The following is a 20,648-nucleotide window of genomic DNA, read 5'->3' as shown; positions in this document are numbered from 1 at the left end:
CTATTTGCCTTCGCGGTACCACATGCCGCCCAGCACCAGGATCATTGCCGCGAGCCCGAGGAAGCCTGAAAACAGCGGCAGGCGATTGACACTCTTGAGGATCGTTTCGTTGGTCGGGCGCAACCCGATCCAGTTGTCGCCACTCGCGCTCGCCATACCGCGCGATGCAACGATGTTTGGAACCTCGATTGCACTTTGGTCAGCGGCTGGCCGCAGCCGGCGGGTTCCGCCACCGGTTTCGCGTGCCAACGGGTCGAGCTTGGCGGTCGTGGAAACATTATCGCTGAATTCCGGTGCGTCGACCGGTCCGACATGGGCAAGCGTCGTCAGATCACCATTGGCCACCTGATAGAGGCCGATTTCATCGGTCGTCACTGAAGCTGTAAAGACTCCGGGCTCGGTTTCCGTCAGGGGAATGGACCTCGTCTTGCCCGATGGCGTGATGATGCTCGCAGGGTTGGCAGTCTTCTGCATGGTCTGCCGGCGGATCTCCAGATTGCGGCCGCTACCGGTTGCTGTCAGTGCTTCTTCTTCCAGTTCCGGCTCTTTCATAAGCCAGTGGGCGATGCGCCGGTAGAGCGCGGCATGCGGACCGCCGCCTTCGAAGCCGCGCGCCCAGAGCCAGCCCTGGTCGGAAAGGAACATGCCTACACGGCCTTCTCCAACATGATTGAGCACCAGCAATGGCTTATCGCCTGCATCCATGACCGTTGTGCCTTCGGGTTGATTGACGTCAATAACGCGGAACCAGCGGCTCCAGTGCGGGGGTTCCTGCGTGCTGCCCTCAAGGCCACGTGTTACCGGATGACGTTTCCCTTGGTCGCTCAGTCGGGGATAGAACGCTTTTTCTTCGATGTTCCCCGTCGGCGTCGCAGGCAGGACCGAGAGGAGCGGTGTATTGGCGATCGACATGTTGCCCGCGTATTCGGGACCAGCGGCGATGAGAAGTGCGCCACCCTTTTGGACGTAATCGTTGATGTAGTCATAATAGAGCAGCGGCAGCACATCGCGGTGCTGGTAGCGATCGAAAATGATAAGGTCAAACTGCTCGATCTTGTCGACGAAAAGTTCCCGGGTCGGGAAAGCGATCAGCGAAAGCTCGTTGATAGGGGTTGAATCCTGCTTCTCGGGCGGCCGCAAAATCGTGAAGTGCACAAGGTCGACAGATGCGTCGGATTTTAAGAGATTGCGCCACGTGCGCTCGCCATTGTGCGGTTCGCCGGAAACCAGCAGGACACGCAGATTTTCGCGAATGCCATCAACCATGGCAACTGCCCGGTTGTTCACCTCCGTGAGTTCGTTCGGAACGGCATCGACGACAATTTCGACAATGTTCACGCCTGCTCGCGGTAGCGTGACCTCCAGCGGCATTTCCTGACCGATAATAGCATCCTGATTGCTCACCTCGTCACCGTTCACGCGCACGCTAACACGCGCGCGGCCGCCTTGCGGCTCGCCCGACGCTGTCACCTTGTATGTCATTTCTTGCGGCTTGCCAGTCAAGCCGAAACGCGGTGCACGGACAAATTGGATACGGCGGTCGATCTCGCCGGGCGTGCCGGTGATTAGCCCATGCACCGGGGCATTGAAACCAAGACCGGCCATATTGGCCGGGATATCATGAATCTGGCCGTCCGTGATCATGATCGCGCCGCCGATACGAGCCGGCGGCACATCACGGAAAATGCCATTCAGCGCCTGGAACAAACGTGTTGAGGTTGCGTCATCATTTTCGGTTGCTTGACCAGTTTCAACCGTCCTGACCTCGAATTGGGGTAGCCGGCCGAGTTCTGCCTGAACCTGTTTCAAAGCTGCATCGGTATCTGCGGTGCGGTTGCCGATATCCTGACTCTGGCTGCGGTCAGCGACGACTGCAACGACGCTTTTCAGCGGCTCGCGTTCCTCATTCACGACAATCGGATTGAAGAGTGCCATGGCAAATGCTGCAACGGCCAACAGCCGGATCAGGCTGCCGCGTTGGCGAAAATAGATTCCGGCCAGCGTAAGAATGAACAGCGGTACCAGCAAAAGCGCGAGAAGCGTGTTTGAAACAAGCGGCTGGAAATCCAATGACAGATACATGACCTAATTCCCCAACCGCTGCAAAAGGTCAGGCACATGCACCTGATCGGATTTGTAATTTCCGGTCAGCATATACATGACAATGTTGATACCGGCGCGGTAGGCGTAAACGCGTTGCATCGGATCGTTGGGGATCGTCGGGTAGAGTGGAGATCCTTCGGCATTCGTCGCCCAGGCGCCTGCAAAATCATTGCCGGTTATCATGATGGGCGTGACACCGTCTCCTGCCCGCACAGGCCGGTCGGAGCGGGTCTCGGTCGAGAGTGAAGCCTGCACCCACAGGGGACTACCGCGATAGCGGCCAGGGAAATCCTGCAGAATGTAAAAGGATTTGGTCAACACGTGATCGCTCGGTACTGGCTCGAGCGGTGGTATGTTGAGGCCGGCAAGAATGTCACGCAACCTCTGATTGGCGGGCGTTGTCGAGTTGTCAAAATTGATCGCGGCCGCATCCTGATCGCGGGTGTCGAACAACACCGTTCCGCCCTGTTGCATATAGGCATCGATCTTGGCGATCGCCTCTGGCGCCGGCATTTTTGCCGCAGCATCAACAGGCCAATAGATCAAAGGATAGAAGGCGAGTTCATCAGTCGCAGGATTGACGCCGATTGGTTCACCAGGCTCGAGAGCTGTGCTGTCGGAGAGAGCTTTCGACAGGCCAAGCAGACCCGCCTTGCTGACATCGTCCACAGCACCATCACCAGTTATAACGTAGGCGAGATGCGTGGCATTGACGGCCTCGAGAATCGCTTGGTCACCGGGCTTGCTGTCGTTCTGCTGGGCAGACGCGGGAGTAGGGCCAAGGGCAAGTATGGCCGGTAACAGGAGGATGGCCAGCGATGCTGCCGCAGCCGTACGATAACGGCGACGCAGATGGCCGCCGAGCCAAAGTACGGCAATGGCATCCAGTGCCAGTAACAGTGCTGCAATTGCCAAGAGCGGTCCACGCAGTGGCAAGGATTCGTCCACGGCGTAGCGTGCTGTCGTTACCGGAAATGCTAGGTCGGGTCGAATCAGCGGCTTGATTTCGCCGTCAGGCTTGAAAAGGTTGAGGGCCGTCATGGCATCCTCAACGCCGTAGAAGCCAGGAGGATTATCGAAACTCACCTGTGGGCTAGCACCAGTCGCGATTAGGAGCGGTCTGGTGTCGCCGTTGGGTGGGACTAGCGAACCTTCGGCATTCAAAGTCAGATAGGGTGGAAGGACACGCGAGCCACTCGCGCCATTATCGTTCGCCAATGGTCCGGCCGCGTTGGACAATGAGACGAGACGGTGCAGCATATCTACAAAACTGCCGCTGATCGGCAGGTTTGACCATGTGGCTTCAGGTGTTACGTGGAACAGTACGAGCTGACCGCGCGCACGTGTCTCGCCGGTTACGAGCGGCGTACCATCTGCCAGATTGGCCCAGCTCTTGTCGTACAAGTCGGAAGATGGCTCCGCCAGAACCTGCCGCGTCACGGTCACATCTTGCGGAGTTGGCAAGCCGGCGAAGGGCCCGTTCTCCGGGAAGGCCGCAACAGGTTGCGATTCCTTCCATGATAACGTGCCGCCGAGGGACCGCTCGCCTTTACGCAAGGTAACGGGCAGCAATGGATCCTGGTCACTGTTACCTGCGAGGCGCGGTCCAGCAAAACGGATCAGCGTACCGCCCTTATTGACCCAATCTGAAAGTGTTTGCTCAGTCTCCGGCGGTAGTTTGCCGATATCCGCCATGATGAAAACCGAGGGCTTCTGTTCGAGGAGTTCGGGGACGGCGCGCACAAGTTCCGGGTTACGAGGGCGCAACAGATCGGCAAACGGTTCGAGCGCACGCGATATATAGTAAAGTGGCGAGAGCAGCGGCTGCGAAAGGTCTGCGTCAGAACCGGAAAGTAACGCAACGCGCCTTCGCTTGTTGTTGTCATCGATGAGGTAGGTGGCCCCTGCCTGCGCAGCGCCGTCAATCCGCAATGTGTGGAAGTCATTGCGCAATTCGTAAGGCGCGTTGATGACGGCTTCGCCTATGCTCTCGCCCGCCGTAAAGACCAAACCGGTTTCAGCAATACGCCGGCCCTTCTCATCAAATGCGCCTACGGTAATTCCGTTCTGCCCACGATCATTGCTTGGCCGTACCGCACGAACAGTCAGACCATTCGCGTTGTTGACGGCCTGACGAAGAGCGACCAGCGATGTTATCGATGGTTGGTACCAGATAATGGATGCGATACCTGAACCTTCGAGCGACTTGACTGCTTCCGCAGCCTGCGGCGTGTCGACACCATCGTTGAGATAGGCAAGCCTCGTGCCGGAAGCGTTCGCAATCGCCGTTTTTAACCGCGCAAACGCAGCCGGCCGGTCAACCGGGATTGGGCGCACGGCCATAGCCCGGAGCCGTTCTAGCGCGGCGTTGGCATCGAATGGTCCGATATCGGTATTGGCTTTTTCGGCCGTACCCAAAATGTAGATCAGCGCTCCGGAATTCTCCGCATCGGAAATCAGGCGCTCGGCTGTATCCTTGCGTGCACTCCATTCCTCGTTCGACGACCAGCCATTGTCGAGGACTATTGCAACCGGGTCCTTGCCTGTCAGCGTTTCAGCTCGGGGATTCCATACAGGTTCCGCCAGTGCGAGAATAACGAACGCCGCGAGCAACAGCCGCAGGAGCGTCAACCACCAAGGGCTTTTGTTGGGTGTCTCTTCCTTCTTCAGGAGTTGAGCAAGGATTTTCAGCGGGGGGAATATTTCCGTGACAGGACGGGGAGGGGTCACCCGCAAAAGCCACCAGATGACTGGAAGAACGATGAGTCCGGCAAGGATGGCAGGCGCACCAAAGGCCAAAGGGAGTGCATTCATGCGCCGTTCCCCTCGTAGCCAATATTGGCGGTCATGTTCATGTGAACCGACACGAGCGCGTCGGAGGCAAGGCGATCGGTACGATTGGTGGTGTAACTCCAGCCAATCCGCCGGCAAAAATCGCTGAGGACATCACGGCGCGCATAGAACAATCGGCGATAATCGTCGGCGTAATCCTCTGCACGCCCGAATGTTAGAGACGCGCCGGTTTCGGGATCAACGAATTCGGTGCGCCGCTTGTAGGGAAAATCCTCTTCGGCTGGATCATAGACCTCGATCAGGTGCGCACGGGCGCCAGCTTGAACGAGTTGTTGAAGAAGGGCCAGCGTATCTTCCACGGGCTCTAGGAAATCACTGACGAGAACTACATCGGAAAAGCGCCGCACTCTGCTCAGATCAGGCTTGGCAGGCAGGTTCGTCGTGTGGGCGAGTAGGGTTGCGAGGCGTTCCGCACCGTTTCGGGCGGATATAGGGTCCGCCACGCCAGGGAAGCCGATCCGCTCACCACTGCGTGATAAAAGTTCGTCCAGTGCCAGAACGAGGACCAGCGCGCGCGATTCTTTCGACACGTGGGCTTGTTCGGACTTGTAGAGCATGGAAGGCGAAGGATCGGCCCATAACCACACCGTATGAGCTGCTTCCCATTCCTGATCGCGGATATAAGTACGATCATCGCGGGCAGAGCGGCGCCAGTCGATACGGGAGATAGCCTCACCCTGAGCGTAGGGCCGAAATTGCCAGAAAGTTTCGCCAACGCCGCTTTTCCGCCGGCCATGCCAGCCGGTGTTGACGGTATTGAGAATACGACGCGCTTCGACGAGTAGGTCTGGTAGCAGAGCGGCACGCTGGCGGGCACGCGCAAGCGCATCCCCTGTGTCAGCCCGTGTTACCTGCGCGCCAATTGCTGCCATTAGAAAGCAACTTTTGTAAGGTTGCCAATAACATCGCGTACATTCATACCGTCGGCGCGCGCAGCAAATGTCAACGCCATCCGGTGCTGCAATACTGGTTCTGCAAGAGCCTTTACGTCGTCTACCGACGGAGCGAGCCGTCCATCATAGAGCGCGCGTGCCCGAGCGCAGAGCATCAGGGCCTGGCTAGCGCGAGGACCAGGGCCCCAGGAGATGAATTTTTTTGCAATGTCGTTGTCTGCGCCCGGACGAGCAGAACGGACGAGCTTGAGAATGGCATCGACCACACCTTCCGGTACCGGCATCCGGCGGATAAGGTGCTGCATGTCGCGCAGGCGCTCCGCATCGATTGTCTTTTCCGCTCTAACATCTGAAATACCGGTGGTCTCCAGAAGCACCCTGCGTTCTGCCTCGAGTTCCGGGTAGAGAATATCGATCTGCATCAAAAACCGATCGAGCTGCGCCTCCGGTAGCGGATAGGTCCCTTCCTGTTCAAGTGGGTTCTGCGTTGCCAATACATGAAACGGTTGTGGCAAATCGTGCCGCTCGCCTGCAATCGTAACGTGGTACTCCTGCATGGCCTGCAAGAGCGCCGACTGTGTCCGAGGTGAGGCGCGATTTATTTCGTCCGCCATGAGCAATTGAGCGAAAATAGGGCCTCTGACATAGCGAAAATAACGTTTGCCATTGTCATCCTGTTCCATGACTTCAGAGCCCAGGATATCTGAAGGCATAAGGTCCGGCGTGAATTGAATGCGGCGGTCGTCAAGACCGAGAACAGTCCCCAGTGTTTCCACCAGCTTTGTTTTGGCAAGGCCAGGGACGCCGACAAGAAGTGCATGTCCGCCTGCCAGCAGCGCCACCAAGGTTCGTTCGATGACACTCTCCTGTCCAAAGATGACAGTGCCGATGCCCGTCTTTATCCGTGAGATGTCTGCCAGCGCTTTCTCAGCCTCGGCAATCATTGCCTTGGGATCGGATGGTACCTCAGGTTTAATCATGGTCATGGGTCACCTCACCGCTGGTATCTGCACAGAGTCTCTCTTAAATGACTCTAGCGTAAAACGACTCTAAGTCACTATGACATGCTGACAAGCGGTCCAACGTTGACTATTTCGTGACGTATATGGAAAAAAGGCAGGCCATGGCAGGATCAGAGGACACTCTACGGGATACAGCAGGGCTCGAAGCGCTGATCTCGCGTGCCGCTGCACCGGGCAGGGGCCTGCCACCTGTCGACAAATGGAATCCCGATTTTTGCGGTGATCTCGATATGGAGATCAAGGCCGATGGTACCTGGTTCTATATGGGCACTCCAATTGGTCGACAGCCGCTTGTGCGTCTTTTCTCCACGGTCCTGCGCAAGGACGCCGACGGACGGACCTATCTCGTGACACCAGTCGAAAAGGTGGGGATCCGCGTCGAGGATGCACCTTTTCTGGCGGTTGAACTTGATGTGGCAGGCGAAGGGGATGCGCGGGTCATGACGCTACGCACAAATGTTGGTGATATCGTCGAGGTAAGCGCCGGCAATCCGTTGCGGTTTGTTATCGATAAAGTCAACGGTGGACTAAAGCCTTACCTCTTGGTGCGAGGCCGTCTCGAAGCGCTTCTGGCGCGGCCGGTGATGTATGAGCTGGTCAGCTATGGAGAGGAAGTCATCATCGACGGAAAGCCTATGTTCGCGGTACGATCAAAGGGAAGTGTGTTCCCAATCATGCCGTCGGGTGAACTGGAAAAGCTGAGCCGATGAGTCTGACCAAATCGCTGCATGAGGGTTTTTCCGCCCGGGCATTCTCACAACGTGTGGCGCTGAAGGGCAATGAGACCTTGGATCAGGATCACGGCGATCATTTGCTCAATCCTGAACTCGATGCGCTTATCGCAGCAAATCCCCTGCGCGACGCCGCTGTCCTCGTGCCAATTGTGGATCGTGGCGATGAGGCAAGCGTGCTCCTCACCCTGCGCAACGCCAATATGCGCAAGCATTCGGGGCAGGTAGCTTTTCCAGGTGGTGCGATTGATCCGGAAGACGATTACGAGCCGGAGAAAGCAGCGCTACGTGAGGCGCATGAGGAAATCGGGCTTGAGGGTCGCCATGTGGAGGTCATCGGGCGGCTGCCTCGATACTTGACCACGACCGGCTATTCGATCACGCCGGTACTAGGGCTGGTCCATCCACCATTTGAACTCACACCGAACCCCGCTGAAGTCGCCGACGTGTTCGAGGTGCCTTTGTCTTTCCTGATGGATCCCGGCAATCATCGTCGCGAAAGTCGGATATGGCAGGAGAAGGAACGGTTCTACTATACGATGCCATTCGGTGACCGCTTCATATGGGGCGTAACTGCGGGCATCATCCGGACACTCTATGAGAGGCTCTATTCTTGAGTGCGACTGTTTCCATTGCCGACAATGCTTCGTGGCTTAAAGACGAGTCCTTGCAAAGGCTGCTCGCCGTACTTGCTACCGATGGTGAGGGGGCGCGTGTTGTCGGCGGTGCGGTAAGGAATACGCTTCTGGGTCAAAAGATCAGCGATATTGATATCGCAACGACCTGCTTGCCGGAGGAGACTTTGCGGCGTGCGATTGGGGCCGGATTCAAGGCTGTTCCGACCGGCATAGACCATGGCACGATCACGGTCATTGCGCATGGCAGACCGTTCGAAGTGACGACTTTGCGCGCTGATATCGAGACAGATGGACGGCATGCTGAAGTTGCCTATGGCCGCGATTGGCAGGTGGATGCAAACCGGCGCGACTTCACCATGAATGCCTTATATGTTGAGGCGGATGGCACCATCGTCGATCTCGTTGGTGGGCTTGCGGATGTTGAAACCCGCACGCTGCGCTTCATCGGCGATCCGGAGCAGCGTATCCGCGAGGACTATCTGCGTATATTACGGTTTTTCCGGTTTTTTGCATGGTATGGGAAGGGCAGACCTGAAAGCGAAGGGCTGAAGGCTTGCGCCCGTCTGAAAGATGGACTGACACGGCTCTCGGCTGAGCGCATCTGGTCGGAGCTCAAGAGATTGCTGAGTGCGCCGGATCCCTCGCGTGCGTTGTTATGGATGCGGCAAGCCGGCGTCCTGACGGCAGTTTTGCCCGAAAGCGAGAAGTGGGGCATCGACACGATCCACTCCTTGGTAAAGACCGAACAGGACCTTCATTGGGAGGTCGATTCACTTTTGCGTCTGGCAAGCATGATACCCCCGCAAAGCGGCCGCATCGCCGAAATGGCGTCGCGGCTGAAACTTTCCAACAATGAGCGAGCACGGTTGGAGACTTGGGCTGAAACGGCAATGCCGCAACCGGAAATTTCCGAAAGCGGATTTGCGAAACAACTTTATCGCAGTGATCAGCAAGGCATGCGTGATCGACTCAGTCTGGCCCTGGTTTCTGCACGTGCCGAGGCGATCAATGATAACGCCGCGATGATGAGAGCCGGGCATCTATCCAAATTGCTCGAATATCTCGATAGCTACGAGCGGCCGAAGTTTCCCGTATGCGGCGGCGATCTGCTCGCTGCGGGTCTCGAAAAAGGACCAGAAATCGGCAAGGTACAGCGCGCGCTAGAGGATGACTGGATTAATTCGGGCTTTACCCTCGAGCGCGATACATTGCTTGCCAAAATTCCTGAATATGCAGGAAAAGCTTGATCAGGCTGCCTGGCCTTTAGACGGCTGGATATTCGCTTTGATCGTTTCAAGCATTGATTCACGGATAACCGTTTCACCATGCGTTTCACGCAGATGCTCAGCAGCGCGGCGAATAATTTCAGCTTCGGTGTCGTGACGTGTATGCCACTGGCAACCGGGAACAATGCAATGAAGTTCTTTCATGCTTTCTCTCCCTGTTGTAGGACGCAAGAATACGTGCTCTGTCCCATAGGAGCGCGGCTGCTTTTGCCGCACAGCGGTTAGCATAACGCATGAAGCGGTGGATTGATCCCTTAAATATCTATCTCACGGCCATTTGACCGTAGGTGGCATCGAAGAGAGAATTGAATCGACGTTCCCGCCGGTCTTCAAGCCGAAGATCGTGCCTCGATCATAGAGCAGATTGAATTCGACATAGCGGCCACGGCGGACAAGTTGTTCCTGACGATCGGCATCCGTCCAGTCATGATTGAAATTCTGCCGCACGAGATAGGGGTAAACTACGGAAAAGGCGCGGCCTACGTCGCGCGTGAAATTGAAATCGGCCGTATAGCCGCCATTTTCTTCGGAGGAGTGTAGCCAGTCATAGAAAATACCACCGGTTCCGCGCGGCTCCTTGCGATGAGGAAGATAAAAGTACTCGTCGCACCATGTCTTGAACTTCTCATGATCGGCGACGGCTGAATGCTTGTCGCAAACGAATTTCATCGCTTTGTGGAACGCCAGTGTATCCGGATCGTCCTGCGTTCGCTTGCGATCAAGAACCGGCGTGAGATCAGCACCACCGCCGAACCATTGCCTCGTCGTTACAACCATGCGCGTGTTCATATGTACAGCAGGGACAAACGGACTTTGAGGATGTGCGATCAATGAGATTCCCGATGCCCAAAAACGGGGATCTTCGTCCGCTCCGGGTATCTGCTTGCGAAACTCCTGCGAAAATTCGCCATGGACCGTTGATGTGTGGACGCCGACCTTTTCGAAGACGCGGCCGTGCATGACCGACATAACGCCACCGCCGCCCTTGCCATCATCGCGTTGCCATGGGGTCTGCTTGAAGCGACCCGGCGTGCGGTCCGAGAGCGGTCCGTCCAGCTCGTCCTCCAACTGCTCGAAACTCGCGCAAATCTTGTCGCGCAATTCCATAAACCAAGCGGTAGCCTCAGCTTTCTTTTCATCGAGCGCTTCGGGAAGTACGGCGGGGATATCTGGACGGTCCATGGCAAAGAATCCTTTTTCGCCTGGACATTATCACATCCACTTGAAGCCAAAAGGAAGTTGCTGCCGTTCATTCAGCCTATCCATAAAAAAATGACTCGTTTTCCGGCTTTGCTGCACCTACTCTTATTATTGTAGGGTTCAGTGAGGGATACGAGATGGTCTCCAAAGCGCCCCGATCGCAATATCCAAAACCGCCGCTTGACGGTTTGCGAAAGAGACTGAAGGAAAGCCGCGAAGCTCCCAGCCAGCAACGCGGTGCATTTGTTCGCGAGAGCTTTAAACTGCCGCGTCTGGCGGCGCGCGAAAAGGCACGCGAATGGTTCGAGCAATATCCGAAAGCCGCTTACTGGACTGAAATTGAGAGCTGGTATGAACGTCCTGGCGACATCATCGAATTCACGATGCGCCGCTTGCCGAACGCGGATTGAAAATGCGAAAAATCCTCGATTCAACAATAAAATTGATGTTCTTTTTCAAATATTTGATTGTTTCGGCCGAAAACGACTCCAATTTTTGAAAATTCTTCAGATTTTCTTCCATTTATGCGGAATTTCGAGTGATCGCAGCTGACAGCCATTTCCAAAGACAGTAGAACTCTGCCAGCACCGGAGAACGTTCCGGACGCATAAGAAAATCCAAGGAGGAAATAATGCGCTTATCGTTGATCTCTGGCGTGGCGTTGGCAGCCGTTATGGCGATGACGTCGTTTGCCAAAGCCGACATCGTCGTCGGAATTATCGCACCTGTGACCGGCCCCGTCGCGGCTTATGGCTTGCAGGTAAAGAATGGCGTCGAGAGTGCTGCCGAAGCCATCAACGCGGCGGGCGGCATCAAGGGCGAAAAGATTGTAACGAAGATCTTCGACGATGCGGGCGAACCCAAGCAGGGTGTATCGGTTGCCAACCAGGTCGTTGGTGAGGGCATCAAGTTCGTCGTGGGTCCGGTGACGTCCGGCGTCGCCATGCCTGTATCGGATGTTCTGGCCGAAAACGGTATCGTCATGGTCACGCCTACGGCCACCACTCCCGATCTCACGACACGCGGTCTCGAAACTGTGTTTCGCACCTGCGGCCGTGATGACCAGCAGGCTGATGTTGCCGGCAAGTACATGCTCGACAAGTTCAAGGACAAGCGCATCGCTATCGTCTACGACAAAACGCCGTATGGTACTGGTATTGCCAACGGTCTGAAGGCTGTACTTAACAAGGGCGGTGTTACCGAAGTCGTCTTCGAAGGTATCAATGCCGGCGAAAAGGACTACAGCGCACTTATCACCCGCATCAAGTCTGAAAAAGCTGACGTGATCTACTTCGGCGGTTATCATGCCGAGGGTGGTCTTATCGCCCGCCAGTTGAACGATCAGGGAATCAAGGCCCAGATCATCGGTCCCGATGGCTTGTCGAACACCGAATATTGGGCAATTGGCGGCGACGCAGCAGAGGGTACACTGTTCACCAACAGTGCCGATCCGACCAAGAATCCTGCCGCGGCAAAGGTTGTGGAAGCACTTCAGGCCAAAAACATTCCGGCTGAAGCATTCACACTCAACGCTTATGCCGCATTGCAAGTGATCGCCGGAGGTATTGAAAAGGCTGGCTCTGCTGAACCATCCGAGGTTGCGGCAAAGATCAAGTCGGGCGACGCATTCCCCACGGTAGCAGGTGATCTCAGCTATTCCAGCACGGGAGATCTGAACACGCCTGCGTTCGTCTTCTACAAGTGGGAAGGCGGCAAGGCGACCCAAATCGACTGACCAGAACTGTCGACTGCTAATTCGCCGGCCGAGTTGGCCGGCGGAGATTAGCGAAAGAACGAAAACTGTCGTTGCGCTTCAGCGGTTGCGATAGCTGCGGAGAGCGCCAGATTGAGCGAACGGGCGCCAGACACCATTGGAATGATGAGTCTGGCGTCGGCAGCCTGATGAACTTCATCGGGAACACCGGCAGATTCGCGGCCGAACATCAAAATGTCACCGGGTGCGAACTTGAAGCGAGTATAGGGCTCAGCCGCCTTGGTGGAGAAAAGCAGAACCCGGCGTTTTTCCCGAAGCCGCCATTCCTGAAACTGTGTCCAATTGGGATGACGTGTCAGGGCGGCTTGTTCGAGGTAATCCATTCCGGCGCGTTTCAGCGCGCGATCGGAAATATCGAATCCGGCAGGCTCGATGATATCAACGCCGACGCCAAAACACGCTGCCATGCGCAGAATGGTTCCAGCATTGCCAGGAATATCTGGCTGGTAGAGTGCAATGCGTAAGTCGGTATATGGTTCGGTCAACGAGATGCCTTCCATGAGTCGGCGTGGAGTGACGATGAATGAGGTTTAACAATGTTTCGCTGGTTTGAAGAGAGGCTCGAACCATTTCCGACGGCTGAACCCGCTGAGCCGCCGAAATCGCTCGTCGCGTTTTGCCTGCATTATACCCAAGGCGCTTGGCCATGGATTGCCGTTATGGCTGTTTGCACAGCGCTGATCGCTGTACTCGAAGTGTCCATGTTCGCCTTCATGGGCAATATCGTCGACTGGCTGTCCAATCATTCGCGCGAAACCTTCCTTTCCGATGAAGGGTGGAAGCTGGCGCTGATTGCCGGTGTCGTGTTGATTGTCATGCCCGGCATCGTACTCGTGGATTCGCTCATCATCCATCAGACCTTGCTTGGCAACTATCCCATGCGCATCCGCTGGATGGTGCATCGCTATCTCATTCGCCAATCGATGACCTTCTTCCAGGACGAGTTTGCCGGGCGGGTTTCCACCAAGCTTATGCAGACCTCGCTTGCCGTGCGCGAAACGGTTATGAAGCTTCTTGACGTGCTAAACTATGTCATCGTCTATTTCACCGGAACATTGATCATCGCGGCAGCGGCGGATTTGCGGCTCATGCTGCCTTTCCTTGTCTGGCTCGCTATCTATATCGGACTGCTTCGCTATTTCATTCCGAAAATCCGAGTCATTTCCGAGCGACAGGCTGATGCACGTTCGACGATGACCGGACGGATCGTCGACAGCTACACGAATATCGCCACGGTCAAGCTCTTCTCACATTCGAAACGCGAAGAGAGTTATGCGCGCGAAGGATTGGAGAACTTTTTGAACACGGTCCACGGGCAGATGCGGCTGGTGACCAGTTTTCACTTCTCGCTCTATGCGATGAATTGCCTGCTGCTTTTCTCGGTAGGCGCAATTGCCATCTGGCTGTGGCTTGGATCGGCGATCTCCGTAGGTGCTGTAGCGGTGGGCATTGGCCTTGTGCTCCGCCTTAATGGCATGTCGCAGTGGATCATGTGGGAAATGTCAGCGCTGTTCGAAAATATCGGCACCGTCGAAGACGGCATCACGTCCATTTCCCTGCCGCGACTTGTACCCGATGTCCCCAACGCGCCGGAGCTCGAAGTCACTGCAGGGGCGATCAGCTTCGATTCGATCGGCTTTCACTACGGAAAAGGCGCAGGCATTATAGATCGTCTATCTCTGGATATACGTCCAGGCGAAAAGATCGGCCTTGTTGGACGATCCGGAGCCGGCAAATCGACACTAGTCAATTTGCTGTTGCGATTTTACGATCTCGAAAGCGGCCGGATACTTATCGATGGTCAAGATATATCCAAGGTCTCGCAAGACTCCTTACGTGCACAAATCGGGATGGTGACGCAGGACACATCGCTTTTGCATCGCTCGGTTCGGGATAACGTGCTTTACGGTCGTCCCGATGCGTCGGAAGAGATGATGCTTCAAGCTGTGAGAAATGCCCAGGCCGATAGCTTCATCGAAGACCTATCGGACCCCAAAGGCCGGCGCGGTTTCGACGCCCATGTCGGCGAGCGTGGGGTCAAGCTGTCTGGCGGGCAACGCCAGCGTATCGCAATTGCACGTGTCATGCTGAAGGATGCTCCTATTCTCATCATGGACGAGGCAACCTCGGCGCTCGATTCAGAGGTCGAAGCAGCGATACAGGACAACCTCTATCGTTTGATGCAGGGGAAGACCGTTATTGCCATCGCGCACCGGCTGTCGACCATTGCGGCGCTCGACCGGCTTATCCTCTTGGACAAGGGACAAATTGTCGAAAGCGGCAGTCATGAACAGTTGATTGCGGCCGACGGTATCTATGCCGGATTGTGGGCACGTCAGTCAGGCGGTTTCCTTGGTCTCGACGATCAGGAAGCTGCAGAATAACACCAACGACGACAAATTAGCCCAAGGCGATCTCGCCATAGCTGGCGGCATTTGCGGTGGGCTTGGATGAGGCAATCAGGAGTTTTTATAGGGTGCGAACAAGATCAAGGTCTATCCCTGCGACATCCTGCCCTTGTGACGCTGTCTCACTGGACAAGCTCAAGCGACATGCTTAGAAACCACGCCATATGTTGGGGATTCCTCATGGCTCAGCTCTTGGGCCAGTCTTCTATTGTGCTGACAATGTGGACTCTCCCGCTGCGTTGTTATTCGGAAAGGAACAGGCCCCGTGAGCGCACACGATACGACCGAGCCGACACGGCGTGACTTCCTCTATATTGCGACAGGTATGGCCGGTGTGGTCGGTGCGGGGGCTTTTGCTTGGCCCTTTATTGACCAGATGCGACCGGACGCGTCGACGTTGGCAGTCTCGTCGATCGAAGTTGATGTTTCTGCTGTTCAGCCAGGCATGTCCCTGACGGTCAAATGGCGCGGCAAGCCGGTTTTCATCCGTAACAGGACGCCGAAAGAAATCGAAGACGCCAAGAATGTCCAATTGAGCCAACTGAAGGATCCGGTTGCGCGCAATGCCAATCTGCCAAGCGATGCCCAGGCGACTGACACGGATCGCGCCGCGGCAAAGGACAAGGAAAATTGGCTGGTCATGATCGGTGTTTGCACTCATCTCGGCTGCATTCCTCTTGGTCAGCAGGGCGAGTTCGGCGGCTGGTTTTGCCCCTGCCATGGTTCGGTGTACGACACTGCCGGGCGCATTCGTTCAGGTCCTGCACCGGAAAATCTACCTATCCCGCCACTTACTTTCACTTCCGACACCGTCATCAAGATCGGCTAAGGTTCCACGGGGAGACACGACATGAGCGGTGGACATTCATCCTATACGCCGAGCACTGGCATCGAAAAATGGATCGACGCGCGACTACCATTGCCGCGTTTGGTCTATGATTCTTTCGTCGCCTATCCGGTGCCACGCAATCTGAACTACGCCTATGCGTTTGGCGGCATACTGGCGATCATGCTGGTTTCGCAAATCTTGACCGGTGTTGTTCTGGCAATGCATTACGCTGCCGACACAGGCCTCGCCTTCAACTCCGTTGAAAAGATCATGCGCGACGTCAATTCCGGCTGGATGCTGCGCTATCTGCACTCGAACGGCGCATCGATGTTCTTCCTCGCCGTCTACGTGCATATATTCCGCGGGCTTTACTATGGCTCCTACAAGGCGCCGCGCGAGCTTCTGTGGATTCTCGGCGTAATCATTCTTCTCTTGATGATGGCGACCGCCTTCATGGGATACGTGTTGCCATGGGGACAGATGTCCTTCTGGGGTGCTACCGTCATTACAGGCTTCTTTACGGCATTCCCCATCATTGGCGACCCGATCCAGCAGTTGTTGCTCGGTGGTTTTGCCGTCGATAATCCTACGCTTAATCGTTTCTTCTCACTGCACTATCTATTGCCGTTCATGATTGCAGGCGTCGTTGTCCTGCACGTTTGGGCATTGCATGTTGCCGGACAAACGAATCCGACCGGCATCGAAGTCAAATCGAAGACAGATACTGTTGCCTTTACCCCTTATGCGACGGTCAAGGATGCATTCGGACTGGTGTTGTTCCTTATCCTCTTCGCGTATTTCGTCTTCTATCTGCCGAATTTTATGGGCCACCCGGACAATTACATTCAGGCAGACTCGTTGAAGACACCGGCCCATATCGTTCCGGAATGGTACTTCCTGCCATTCTACGCAATGCTGCGGGCCATCACCTTTAACATTGGGCCGATCAATTCCAAGCTCGGTGGCGTTCTGACAATGTTCGGCTCGATTGCCATTCTGTTTATTGTACCTTGGCTCGACACATCGAAGGTCCGTTCGGCTGTCTACCGGCCCTGGTACAAGCTCTTCTTTTGGCTCTTCGTTGCCAACGCAATCATGCTTGGCTGGCTTGGATCGCGTCCGGCTGAGGGCTTGTACACACTGTTTTCGCAGTTCGGAACGGCTTATTACTTCGGCTTCTTCATCGTTATCATGCCCTTGCTTGGTCTGATCGAGACGCCACGCCGATTGCCGAATTCGATCACCGAAGCTGTGCTTGCGAAAACCAAGAGTGGCGGCCAGCCGGCTGGTGTCGCTGCCGCTCCGGAAACCAGGGCTTGAGAATCGTGAAGGGCTCAAACATGAAAAAAATCCTCCTCGGTCTCGCAGCTGCCGGTCTTGGTACCATGCTTGCATTCGGTACCGCCAATGCCGCCGAAGAAGCCCACAATGCTGCTGAGCCAACGCACTTTCCGATCAAGGAGCCAGCCGAGGTAAACTGGTCCTTCGCTGGTCCGTTCGGTCACTATGACAAGCAGCAGCTGCAGCGCGGTCTGAAAATCTACAAGGAAGTGTGTTCAGCTTGCCATTCCATGCACCTGGTTGCATTCCGCTCGCTAGAAGAACTGGGCTATACGGAAGCACAGGTAAAGGCGTTCGCCGCAGAGTACGAAGTGCAGGATGGCCCTAATGCTGAAGGTGAGATGTTCACCCGCAAGGCATTGCCCTCCGACTACTTCCCGTCGCCTTTTCCTAATGCTCAGGCTGCAGCTGCCGCCAATAATGGTGCTGCACCACCCGATTTCTCACTGATTGCCAAGGCGCGTGCGGTGGAACGCGGCTTCCCTCGCTTCGTATTCGATATCGCCACACAGTATCAGGAAGGCGGTCCGGATTATATCCATGCGCTGCTTACCGGGTTTGGCGAGACGCCGCCGGAGGGTATGCAAATCCCGGAAGGCACGCACTACAACCCATACTTCATTTCCGCAAAGTCGCTTGCAATGGCGCCGCCGCTGCAGGACGGCCAGGTGACTTACGATGACGGTTCGCCGCAGACTCTGTCTCAGTACTCGCAGGATATTTCCGCGTTCCTAATGTGGGCTGCAGAACCGCATCTTGAAGAGCGCAAGAAGACCGGTTTCCGCGTCATGGTCTTTCTCGTTCTCTTCGCCGGTCTGGTCTATGTAGCCAAACGCAGGATTTGGGCCGACGTTGAACATTGAGCGATGAAGACAATGGATTCTGAAAGGGCGCGCTGCGCCCTTTTCTTTTGAGTGCAGGGCGGTAGATTGTCTGCACGCTGCGGACAGCACGAGGAATACACGATGGATTCACCACTGAAGCAGACGCTGGTCGAGGCCATCCGCAGCATTCCTGACTATCCTAAGCCAGGGGTGATGTTCCGCGATATCACCACATTGCTTGGCAATGCGCGTGCCTTCCGGCGAGCTGTGGATGAACTCGTCCATCCCTATGCGGGTGGCAAGGTCGATCAGGTGGCTGGCATTGAGGCGCGAGGCTTCATTGTCGGCGGCGCCATGGCACACCAGCTTTCTTCCGGCTTCGTGCCGATTCGTAAAAAGGGTAAGCTGCCGCACGACACCGTACGTATCGCCTATAGCCTCGAATATGGCGTCGACGAGATGGAGATGCATCGCGACGCGATCGTGCCGGGTGATAAGGTCATATTGGTTGATGATCTGATTGCCACCGGCGGTACTGCTGAGGCCGCTGTGAAACTATTGCAGCAAATGGGCGCTGATATTGTCAGCGCTTGTTTCATTATCGATTTGCCGGATCTCGGGGGGCGCAGGAAGCTCGAAGCGCTTGGCGTCAATGTCCGGACGTTGATCGCTTTCGAAGGGCACTAGAGCTATTCAGGCAGGGCTATGAGCGCAGCGCTGTCGAATTCGAGTACTTTATCGCCCGCCTGGTTGTAGGCGGCTGACGACATCTGCATCATCGACCAGCCTGGACGCGATTTCAGGGCGCGAATATTGTTGATTGTTCGTGTGAAGCGGATTGTATCGCCAGCATAGACAGGCTTCAGCCATTTAAGGTTTTCAAAGCCGGGCGAGGGGCCAAATTGTGGAGGCTGTTCGCCGCGCGCGATTGCAGATTTAACCTCGTTCCTGATGTCCTCGACGTTCAACCGCATCCAAACGGCGGTAGTATGCCAACCAGAAGCGCAGAGCCCGCCAAAGTTGCTTTTCTTGGCGGCTTCCGGATCAACGTGGAAACGCTGGGGATCATACTTGGTCGCGAATGCAATGATTTCGCCCGCCTCGAATGTATGTGTTCCAAGGTCGCGCTCGACGCCTGCCAACTGTTCCATCCTGTTCATTTGGCTGGCTCCCTTAGCGAGAACATTGCGGTATGTTCGAGCTCGCAAACAACCAGACCATCCTGGTTGAAGACCGAATGATGCAGCTTGACGAAGCCTAAAGAGGGCTTCGAATTCGATACGCGCCGGTCGAGAATGGTAGTCTTTCCAGTGAGTGTGTCGCCAGCAAGAACCGGCTGCGTCCACTTTACATAGTCAATTCCTGGAGCGCCCTGGGATGTGGAATCGAGAAGGTATGCGTCGCACAGCATGCGCATGAACATCGAGACGGTATGCCAGCCGGACGCAGCCAAGCCCCCCAGGATACTCGCCTTGCCCGCCGCCTCATCGAGATGAAAAGGTTGCGGGTCGAACTGGCTGGCGAAGTCGATAATTTCCTCTGCCGTTACGATTTTCGATCCGAGTGGCCATTCGCTGCCAATCGTGAAATCCTCATAGGCGTATCGGGGAGAGTATTCGCTCATCTTCTGCCTGAAGTTTACGTATTGAACCTGAACAGCATAATGTCGCCGTCTTGCACGATATATTCCTTGCCTTCATCGCGCGCCTTGCCGGCTTCCTTTGCCGGCACCTCGCCCCCAAGGGATACGAAATCATTATAGGCGATCGTCTGGGCCCGAATGAAGCCCCGTTCGAAATCCGTATGGATGACACCGGCCGCCTGCGGTGCTTTCGAGCCGCGGTGAACCGTCCATGCGCGGGCTTCCTTCGGCCCAACCGTGAAATAGGTGATGAGGTGTAGGAGTTTGTATCCGGCCTGTATGAGACGGTCGAGGCCGGGCTCGTCAAGGTTCATGGCGTCCAGATATTCCTTCGCTTCCTCTTCCGGCAATTGCGCCACTTCTGCTTCTATGGCAGCAGAAATAGTAACCGTTTCAGCGCCTTGGCCCGTCGCCATCTCCTCAACGGCTTCCGTATATTCATTGCCTGTGGCTGCATCTTCTTCGCCAACATTGCAGACATAAAGCACTGGTTTTGATGTCAGGAGGTTCAATCCTTGGAGAATAACCAAATCTTCTGAGGCAATACCGTTCAACATAAAGCGAACCGGCTGCCCTTCCTGCAAGAGCGCCAGCGCCTGCTCCATGACGGGCAGAACGGTCAGTGCCTCCTTGTCCTTGCTGCTCGCTCGCTTGCGGAACTGAACGATACGACGCTCGAGGCTTTCGAGATCCGAAAGCATCAGCTCTGTTTCGACCGTCTCGGCATCGGACACGGGGTCAATCCGTCCCTCAACATGCGTGATATCGTCGTCCTCGAAACAGCGCAGTACATGGACGATTGCGTCGACTTCGCGAATATTGGCCAAGAACTGGTTGCCGAGGCCTTCGCCCTTCGACGCACCACGCACGAGGCCGGCGATGTCAACGAAGCTGATACGCGTCGGCACGATATTTGCCGATTTACCGATCTTGGCGATTGCCTGCAGGCGCGGATCGGGTACTGCAACTTCGCCCGTATTGGGCTCGATCGTGCAGAACGGATAGTTCGCAGCCTGGGCAGCTGCTGTTTTGGTCAGCGCGTTGAAAAGCGTCGACTTGCCGACATTGGGCAGACCAACGATGCCGCATTTGAAACCCATAATT

General features: G+C 55.8%; 20 protein-coding genes. 10 read left to right on the top strand and 10 right to left on the bottom strand.

Annotation, left to right across the window (positions count from 1 at the left end; translation table 11 throughout):
• The 4 genes from FHS21_RS07690 to FHS21_RS07675 are packed head-to-tail and all read right to left on the bottom strand — an operon-like array spanning position 1 to position 6,835.
• Complete coding sequence (locus tag FHS21_RS07690; RefSeq protein ID WP_183661676.1) at positions 1-2,076, bottom strand: hypothetical protein; 2,076 nt, start codon at positions 2,074-2,076, stop codon at positions 1-3.
• 9 nt (positions 2,077-2,085) lie between these two features.
• Positions 2,086-4,917 carry a DUF4159 domain-containing protein gene (locus tag FHS21_RS07685; protein WP_112530654.1) on the bottom strand — a complete coding sequence of 944 codons (2,832 nt, stop codon included), beginning with the start codon at positions 4,915-4,917 and terminating at the stop codon, positions 2,086-2,088.
• Positions 4,914-5,828: a DUF58 domain-containing protein gene (locus FHS21_RS07680; protein ID WP_112530655.1), complete on the bottom strand. Its 915-nt coding sequence runs from the start codon at positions 5,826-5,828 to the stop codon at positions 4,914-4,916. The genes FHS21_RS07685 and FHS21_RS07680 overlap by 4 nt, the downstream gene beginning before the upstream one ends.
• Positions 5,828-6,835: an AAA family ATPase gene (locus tag FHS21_RS07675; protein ID WP_112530656.1), complete on the bottom strand. Its 1,008-nt coding sequence runs from the start codon at positions 6,833-6,835 to the stop codon at positions 5,828-5,830. The genes FHS21_RS07680 and FHS21_RS07675 overlap by 1 nt, the downstream gene beginning before the upstream one ends.
• Before the next feature lie 119 nt (positions 6,836-6,954).
• On the opposite strand from FHS21_RS07675, the gene FHS21_RS07670 reads away from it, so the two are divergent.
• The 3 genes from FHS21_RS07670 to FHS21_RS07660 are packed head-to-tail and all read left to right on the top strand — an operon-like array spanning position 6,955 to position 9,487.
• Positions 6,955-7,581 carry a DUF1285 domain-containing protein gene (locus FHS21_RS07670; protein ID WP_112530657.1) on the top strand — a complete coding sequence of 209 codons (627 nt, stop codon included), beginning with the start codon at positions 6,955-6,957 and terminating at the stop codon, positions 7,579-7,581.
• A complete protein-coding gene (locus FHS21_RS07665; RefSeq protein WP_112530658.1) occupies positions 7,578-8,219 on the top strand; it encodes a CoA pyrophosphatase in 642 nt (213 codons plus the stop codon). Before FHS21_RS07670 ends, FHS21_RS07665 begins: the two co-directional genes overlap by 4 nt.
• The gene (locus tag FHS21_RS07660) at positions 8,216-9,487 is read left to right on the top strand and encodes a CCA tRNA nucleotidyltransferase (protein WP_112530659.1); all 1,272 of its coding nucleotides are present in this window, start codon (positions 8,216-8,218) and stop codon (positions 9,485-9,487) included. Before FHS21_RS07665 ends, FHS21_RS07660 begins: the two co-directional genes overlap by 4 nt.
• Here FHS21_RS07660 and FHS21_RS07655 read toward each other — a convergent pair whose 3' ends face one another.
• Together FHS21_RS07655 and hemF are read right to left on the bottom strand one after the other, a co-directional pair.
• Positions 9,488-9,670, bottom strand: coding sequence for a DUF1059 domain-containing protein (locus FHS21_RS07655; protein ID WP_112530660.1), 183 nt, complete (start codon positions 9,668-9,670; stop codon positions 9,488-9,490).
• Positions 9,671-9,793: 123 nt separating this feature from the next.
• On the bottom strand, positions 9,794-10,708 hold the full coding sequence (gene hemF / locus FHS21_RS07650) for an oxygen-dependent coproporphyrinogen oxidase (RefSeq protein ID WP_112530661.1): 915 nt from the start codon (positions 10,706-10,708) through the stop codon (positions 9,794-9,796).
• A 155-nt stretch (positions 10,709-10,863) separates the two neighbouring features.
• On the opposite strand from hemF, the gene FHS21_RS07645 reads away from it, so the two are divergent.
• Positions 10,864-11,136: a hypothetical protein gene (locus tag FHS21_RS07645; RefSeq protein WP_112530662.1), complete on the top strand. Its 273-nt coding sequence runs from the start codon at positions 10,864-10,866 to the stop codon at positions 11,134-11,136.
• Between the two features lie 221 nt (positions 11,137-11,357).
• The gene (locus FHS21_RS07640) at positions 11,358-12,461 is read left to right on the top strand and encodes an ABC transporter substrate-binding protein (protein ID WP_112530663.1); all 1,104 of its coding nucleotides are present in this window, start codon (positions 11,358-11,360) and stop codon (positions 12,459-12,461) included.
• A gap of 47 nt (positions 12,462-12,508) precedes the next feature.
• Here FHS21_RS07640 and FHS21_RS07635 read toward each other — a convergent pair whose 3' ends face one another.
• On the bottom strand, positions 12,509-13,000 hold the full coding sequence (locus tag FHS21_RS07635) for a tRNA (cytidine(34)-2'-O)-methyltransferase (RefSeq protein ID WP_112530664.1): 492 nt from the start codon (positions 12,998-13,000) through the stop codon (positions 12,509-12,511).
• A 36-nt stretch (positions 13,001-13,036) separates the two neighbouring features.
• Between FHS21_RS07635 and FHS21_RS07630 the strand changes: the two genes are divergently transcribed.
• From FHS21_RS07630 to FHS21_RS07610, 5 genes are all read left to right on the top strand, one after another.
• Positions 13,037-14,884 (top strand): ABC transporter ATP-binding protein, encoded by a 1,848-nt coding sequence (locus tag FHS21_RS07630; protein ID WP_112530665.1) that lies wholly within the window; start codon positions 13,037-13,039, stop codon positions 14,882-14,884.
• A gap of 289 nt (positions 14,885-15,173) precedes the next feature.
• Positions 15,174-15,737, top strand: a complete 564-nt coding sequence (gene petA / locus FHS21_RS07625) for a ubiquinol-cytochrome c reductase iron-sulfur subunit (protein WP_112530666.1) — start codon at positions 15,174-15,176, stop codon at positions 15,735-15,737.
• Between the two features lie 21 nt (positions 15,738-15,758).
• Positions 15,759-17,057 (top strand): cytochrome b, encoded by a 1,299-nt coding sequence (locus FHS21_RS07620; protein WP_112530667.1) that lies wholly within the window; start codon positions 15,759-15,761, stop codon positions 17,055-17,057.
• 20 nt (positions 17,058-17,077) lie between these two features.
• Positions 17,078-17,941, top strand: a complete 864-nt coding sequence (locus FHS21_RS07615) for a cytochrome c1 (RefSeq protein ID WP_112530668.1) — start codon at positions 17,078-17,080, stop codon at positions 17,939-17,941.
• A gap of 102 nt (positions 17,942-18,043) precedes the next feature.
• Positions 18,044-18,589, top strand: coding sequence for an adenine phosphoribosyltransferase (locus FHS21_RS07610; RefSeq protein ID WP_112530669.1), 546 nt, complete (start codon positions 18,044-18,046; stop codon positions 18,587-18,589).
• A 2-nt stretch (positions 18,590-18,591) separates the two neighbouring features.
• Here FHS21_RS07610 and FHS21_RS07605 read toward each other — a convergent pair whose 3' ends face one another.
• Genes FHS21_RS07605 through ychF form a run of 3 tightly spaced genes read right to left on the bottom strand, consistent with a single transcriptional unit; the run spans position 18,592 to position 20,644 of the window.
• Complete coding sequence (locus FHS21_RS07605) at positions 18,592-19,062, bottom strand: MaoC family dehydratase (protein WP_112530670.1); 471 nt, start codon at positions 19,060-19,062, stop codon at positions 18,592-18,594.
• Positions 19,059-19,526, bottom strand: coding sequence for a MaoC family dehydratase (locus FHS21_RS07600; RefSeq protein WP_112530671.1), 468 nt, complete (start codon positions 19,524-19,526; stop codon positions 19,059-19,061). The genes FHS21_RS07605 and FHS21_RS07600 overlap by 4 nt, the downstream gene beginning before the upstream one ends.
• Positions 19,527-19,540: 14 nt before the next feature.
• Entirely contained in the window at positions 19,541-20,644 is a 1,104-nt protein-coding gene (ychF, locus tag FHS21_RS07595) for a redox-regulated ATPase YchF (RefSeq protein ID WP_112530672.1), read from the bottom strand.
• Positions 20,645-20,648: the final 4 nt, after the last annotated feature.

The organism is Phyllobacterium trifolii, from assembly GCF_014192095.1.
Classification (GTDB): Bacteria; Pseudomonadota; Alphaproteobacteria; order Rhizobiales; family Rhizobiaceae; genus Phyllobacterium; species Phyllobacterium trifolii.
The sequence above is the reverse complement of the archived record's forward strand: the minus strand, read 5'-3'. Positions and strand labels throughout refer to the sequence as shown.

Bases quoted from the DNA above. Each gene is read 5' to 3' on its own strand.
- FHS21_RS07685 (WP_112530654.1), bottom strand. From the start codon at position 4,917: ATGAATGCACTCCCTTTGGCCTTTGGTGCGCCTGCCATCCTTGCCGGA.
- FHS21_RS07680 (WP_112530655.1), bottom strand. From the start codon at position 5,828: ATGGCAGCAATTGGCGCGCAGGTAACACGGGCTGACACAGGGGATGCG.
- FHS21_RS07675 (WP_112530656.1), bottom strand. From the start codon at position 6,835: ATGACCATGATTAAACCTGAGGTACCATCCGATCCCAAGGCAATGATT.
- FHS21_RS07670 (WP_112530657.1), top strand. From the start codon at position 6,955: ATGGAAAAAAGGCAGGCCATGGCAGGATCAGAGGACACTCTACGGGAT.
- FHS21_RS07665 (WP_112530658.1), top strand. From the start codon at position 7,578: ATGAGTCTGACCAAATCGCTGCATGAGGGTTTTTCCGCCCGGGCATTC.
- FHS21_RS07655 (WP_112530660.1), bottom strand. From the start codon at position 9,670: ATGAAAGAACTTCATTGCATTGTTCCCGGTTGCCAGTGGCATACACGT.
- hemF (WP_112530661.1), bottom strand. From the start codon at position 10,708: ATGGACCGTCCAGATATCCCCGCCGTACTTCCCGAAGCGCTCGATGAA.
- FHS21_RS07645 (WP_112530662.1), top strand. From the start codon at position 10,864: ATGGTCTCCAAAGCGCCCCGATCGCAATATCCAAAACCGCCGCTTGAC.
- FHS21_RS07640 (WP_112530663.1), top strand. From the start codon at position 11,358: ATGCGCTTATCGTTGATCTCTGGCGTGGCGTTGGCAGCCGTTATGGCG.
- FHS21_RS07635 (WP_112530664.1), bottom strand. From the start codon at position 13,000: ATGGAAGGCATCTCGTTGACCGAACCATATACCGACTTACGCATTGCA.
- FHS21_RS07630 (WP_112530665.1), top strand. From the start codon at position 13,037: ATGTTTCGCTGGTTTGAAGAGAGGCTCGAACCATTTCCGACGGCTGAA.
- FHS21_RS07620 (WP_112530667.1), top strand. From the start codon at position 15,759: ATGAGCGGTGGACATTCATCCTATACGCCGAGCACTGGCATCGAAAAA.
- FHS21_RS07615 (WP_112530668.1), top strand. From the start codon at position 17,078: ATGAAAAAAATCCTCCTCGGTCTCGCAGCTGCCGGTCTTGGTACCATG.
- FHS21_RS07610 (WP_112530669.1), top strand. From the start codon at position 18,044: ATGGATTCACCACTGAAGCAGACGCTGGTCGAGGCCATCCGCAGCATT.
- FHS21_RS07605 (WP_112530670.1), bottom strand. From the start codon at position 19,062: ATGAACAGGATGGAACAGTTGGCAGGCGTCGAGCGCGACCTTGGAACA.
- FHS21_RS07600 (WP_112530671.1), bottom strand. From the start codon at position 19,526: ATGAGCGAATACTCTCCCCGATACGCCTATGAGGATTTCACGATTGGC.
- ychF (WP_112530672.1), bottom strand. From the start codon at position 20,644: ATGGGTTTCAAATGCGGCATCGTTGGTCTGCCCAATGTCGGCAAGTCG.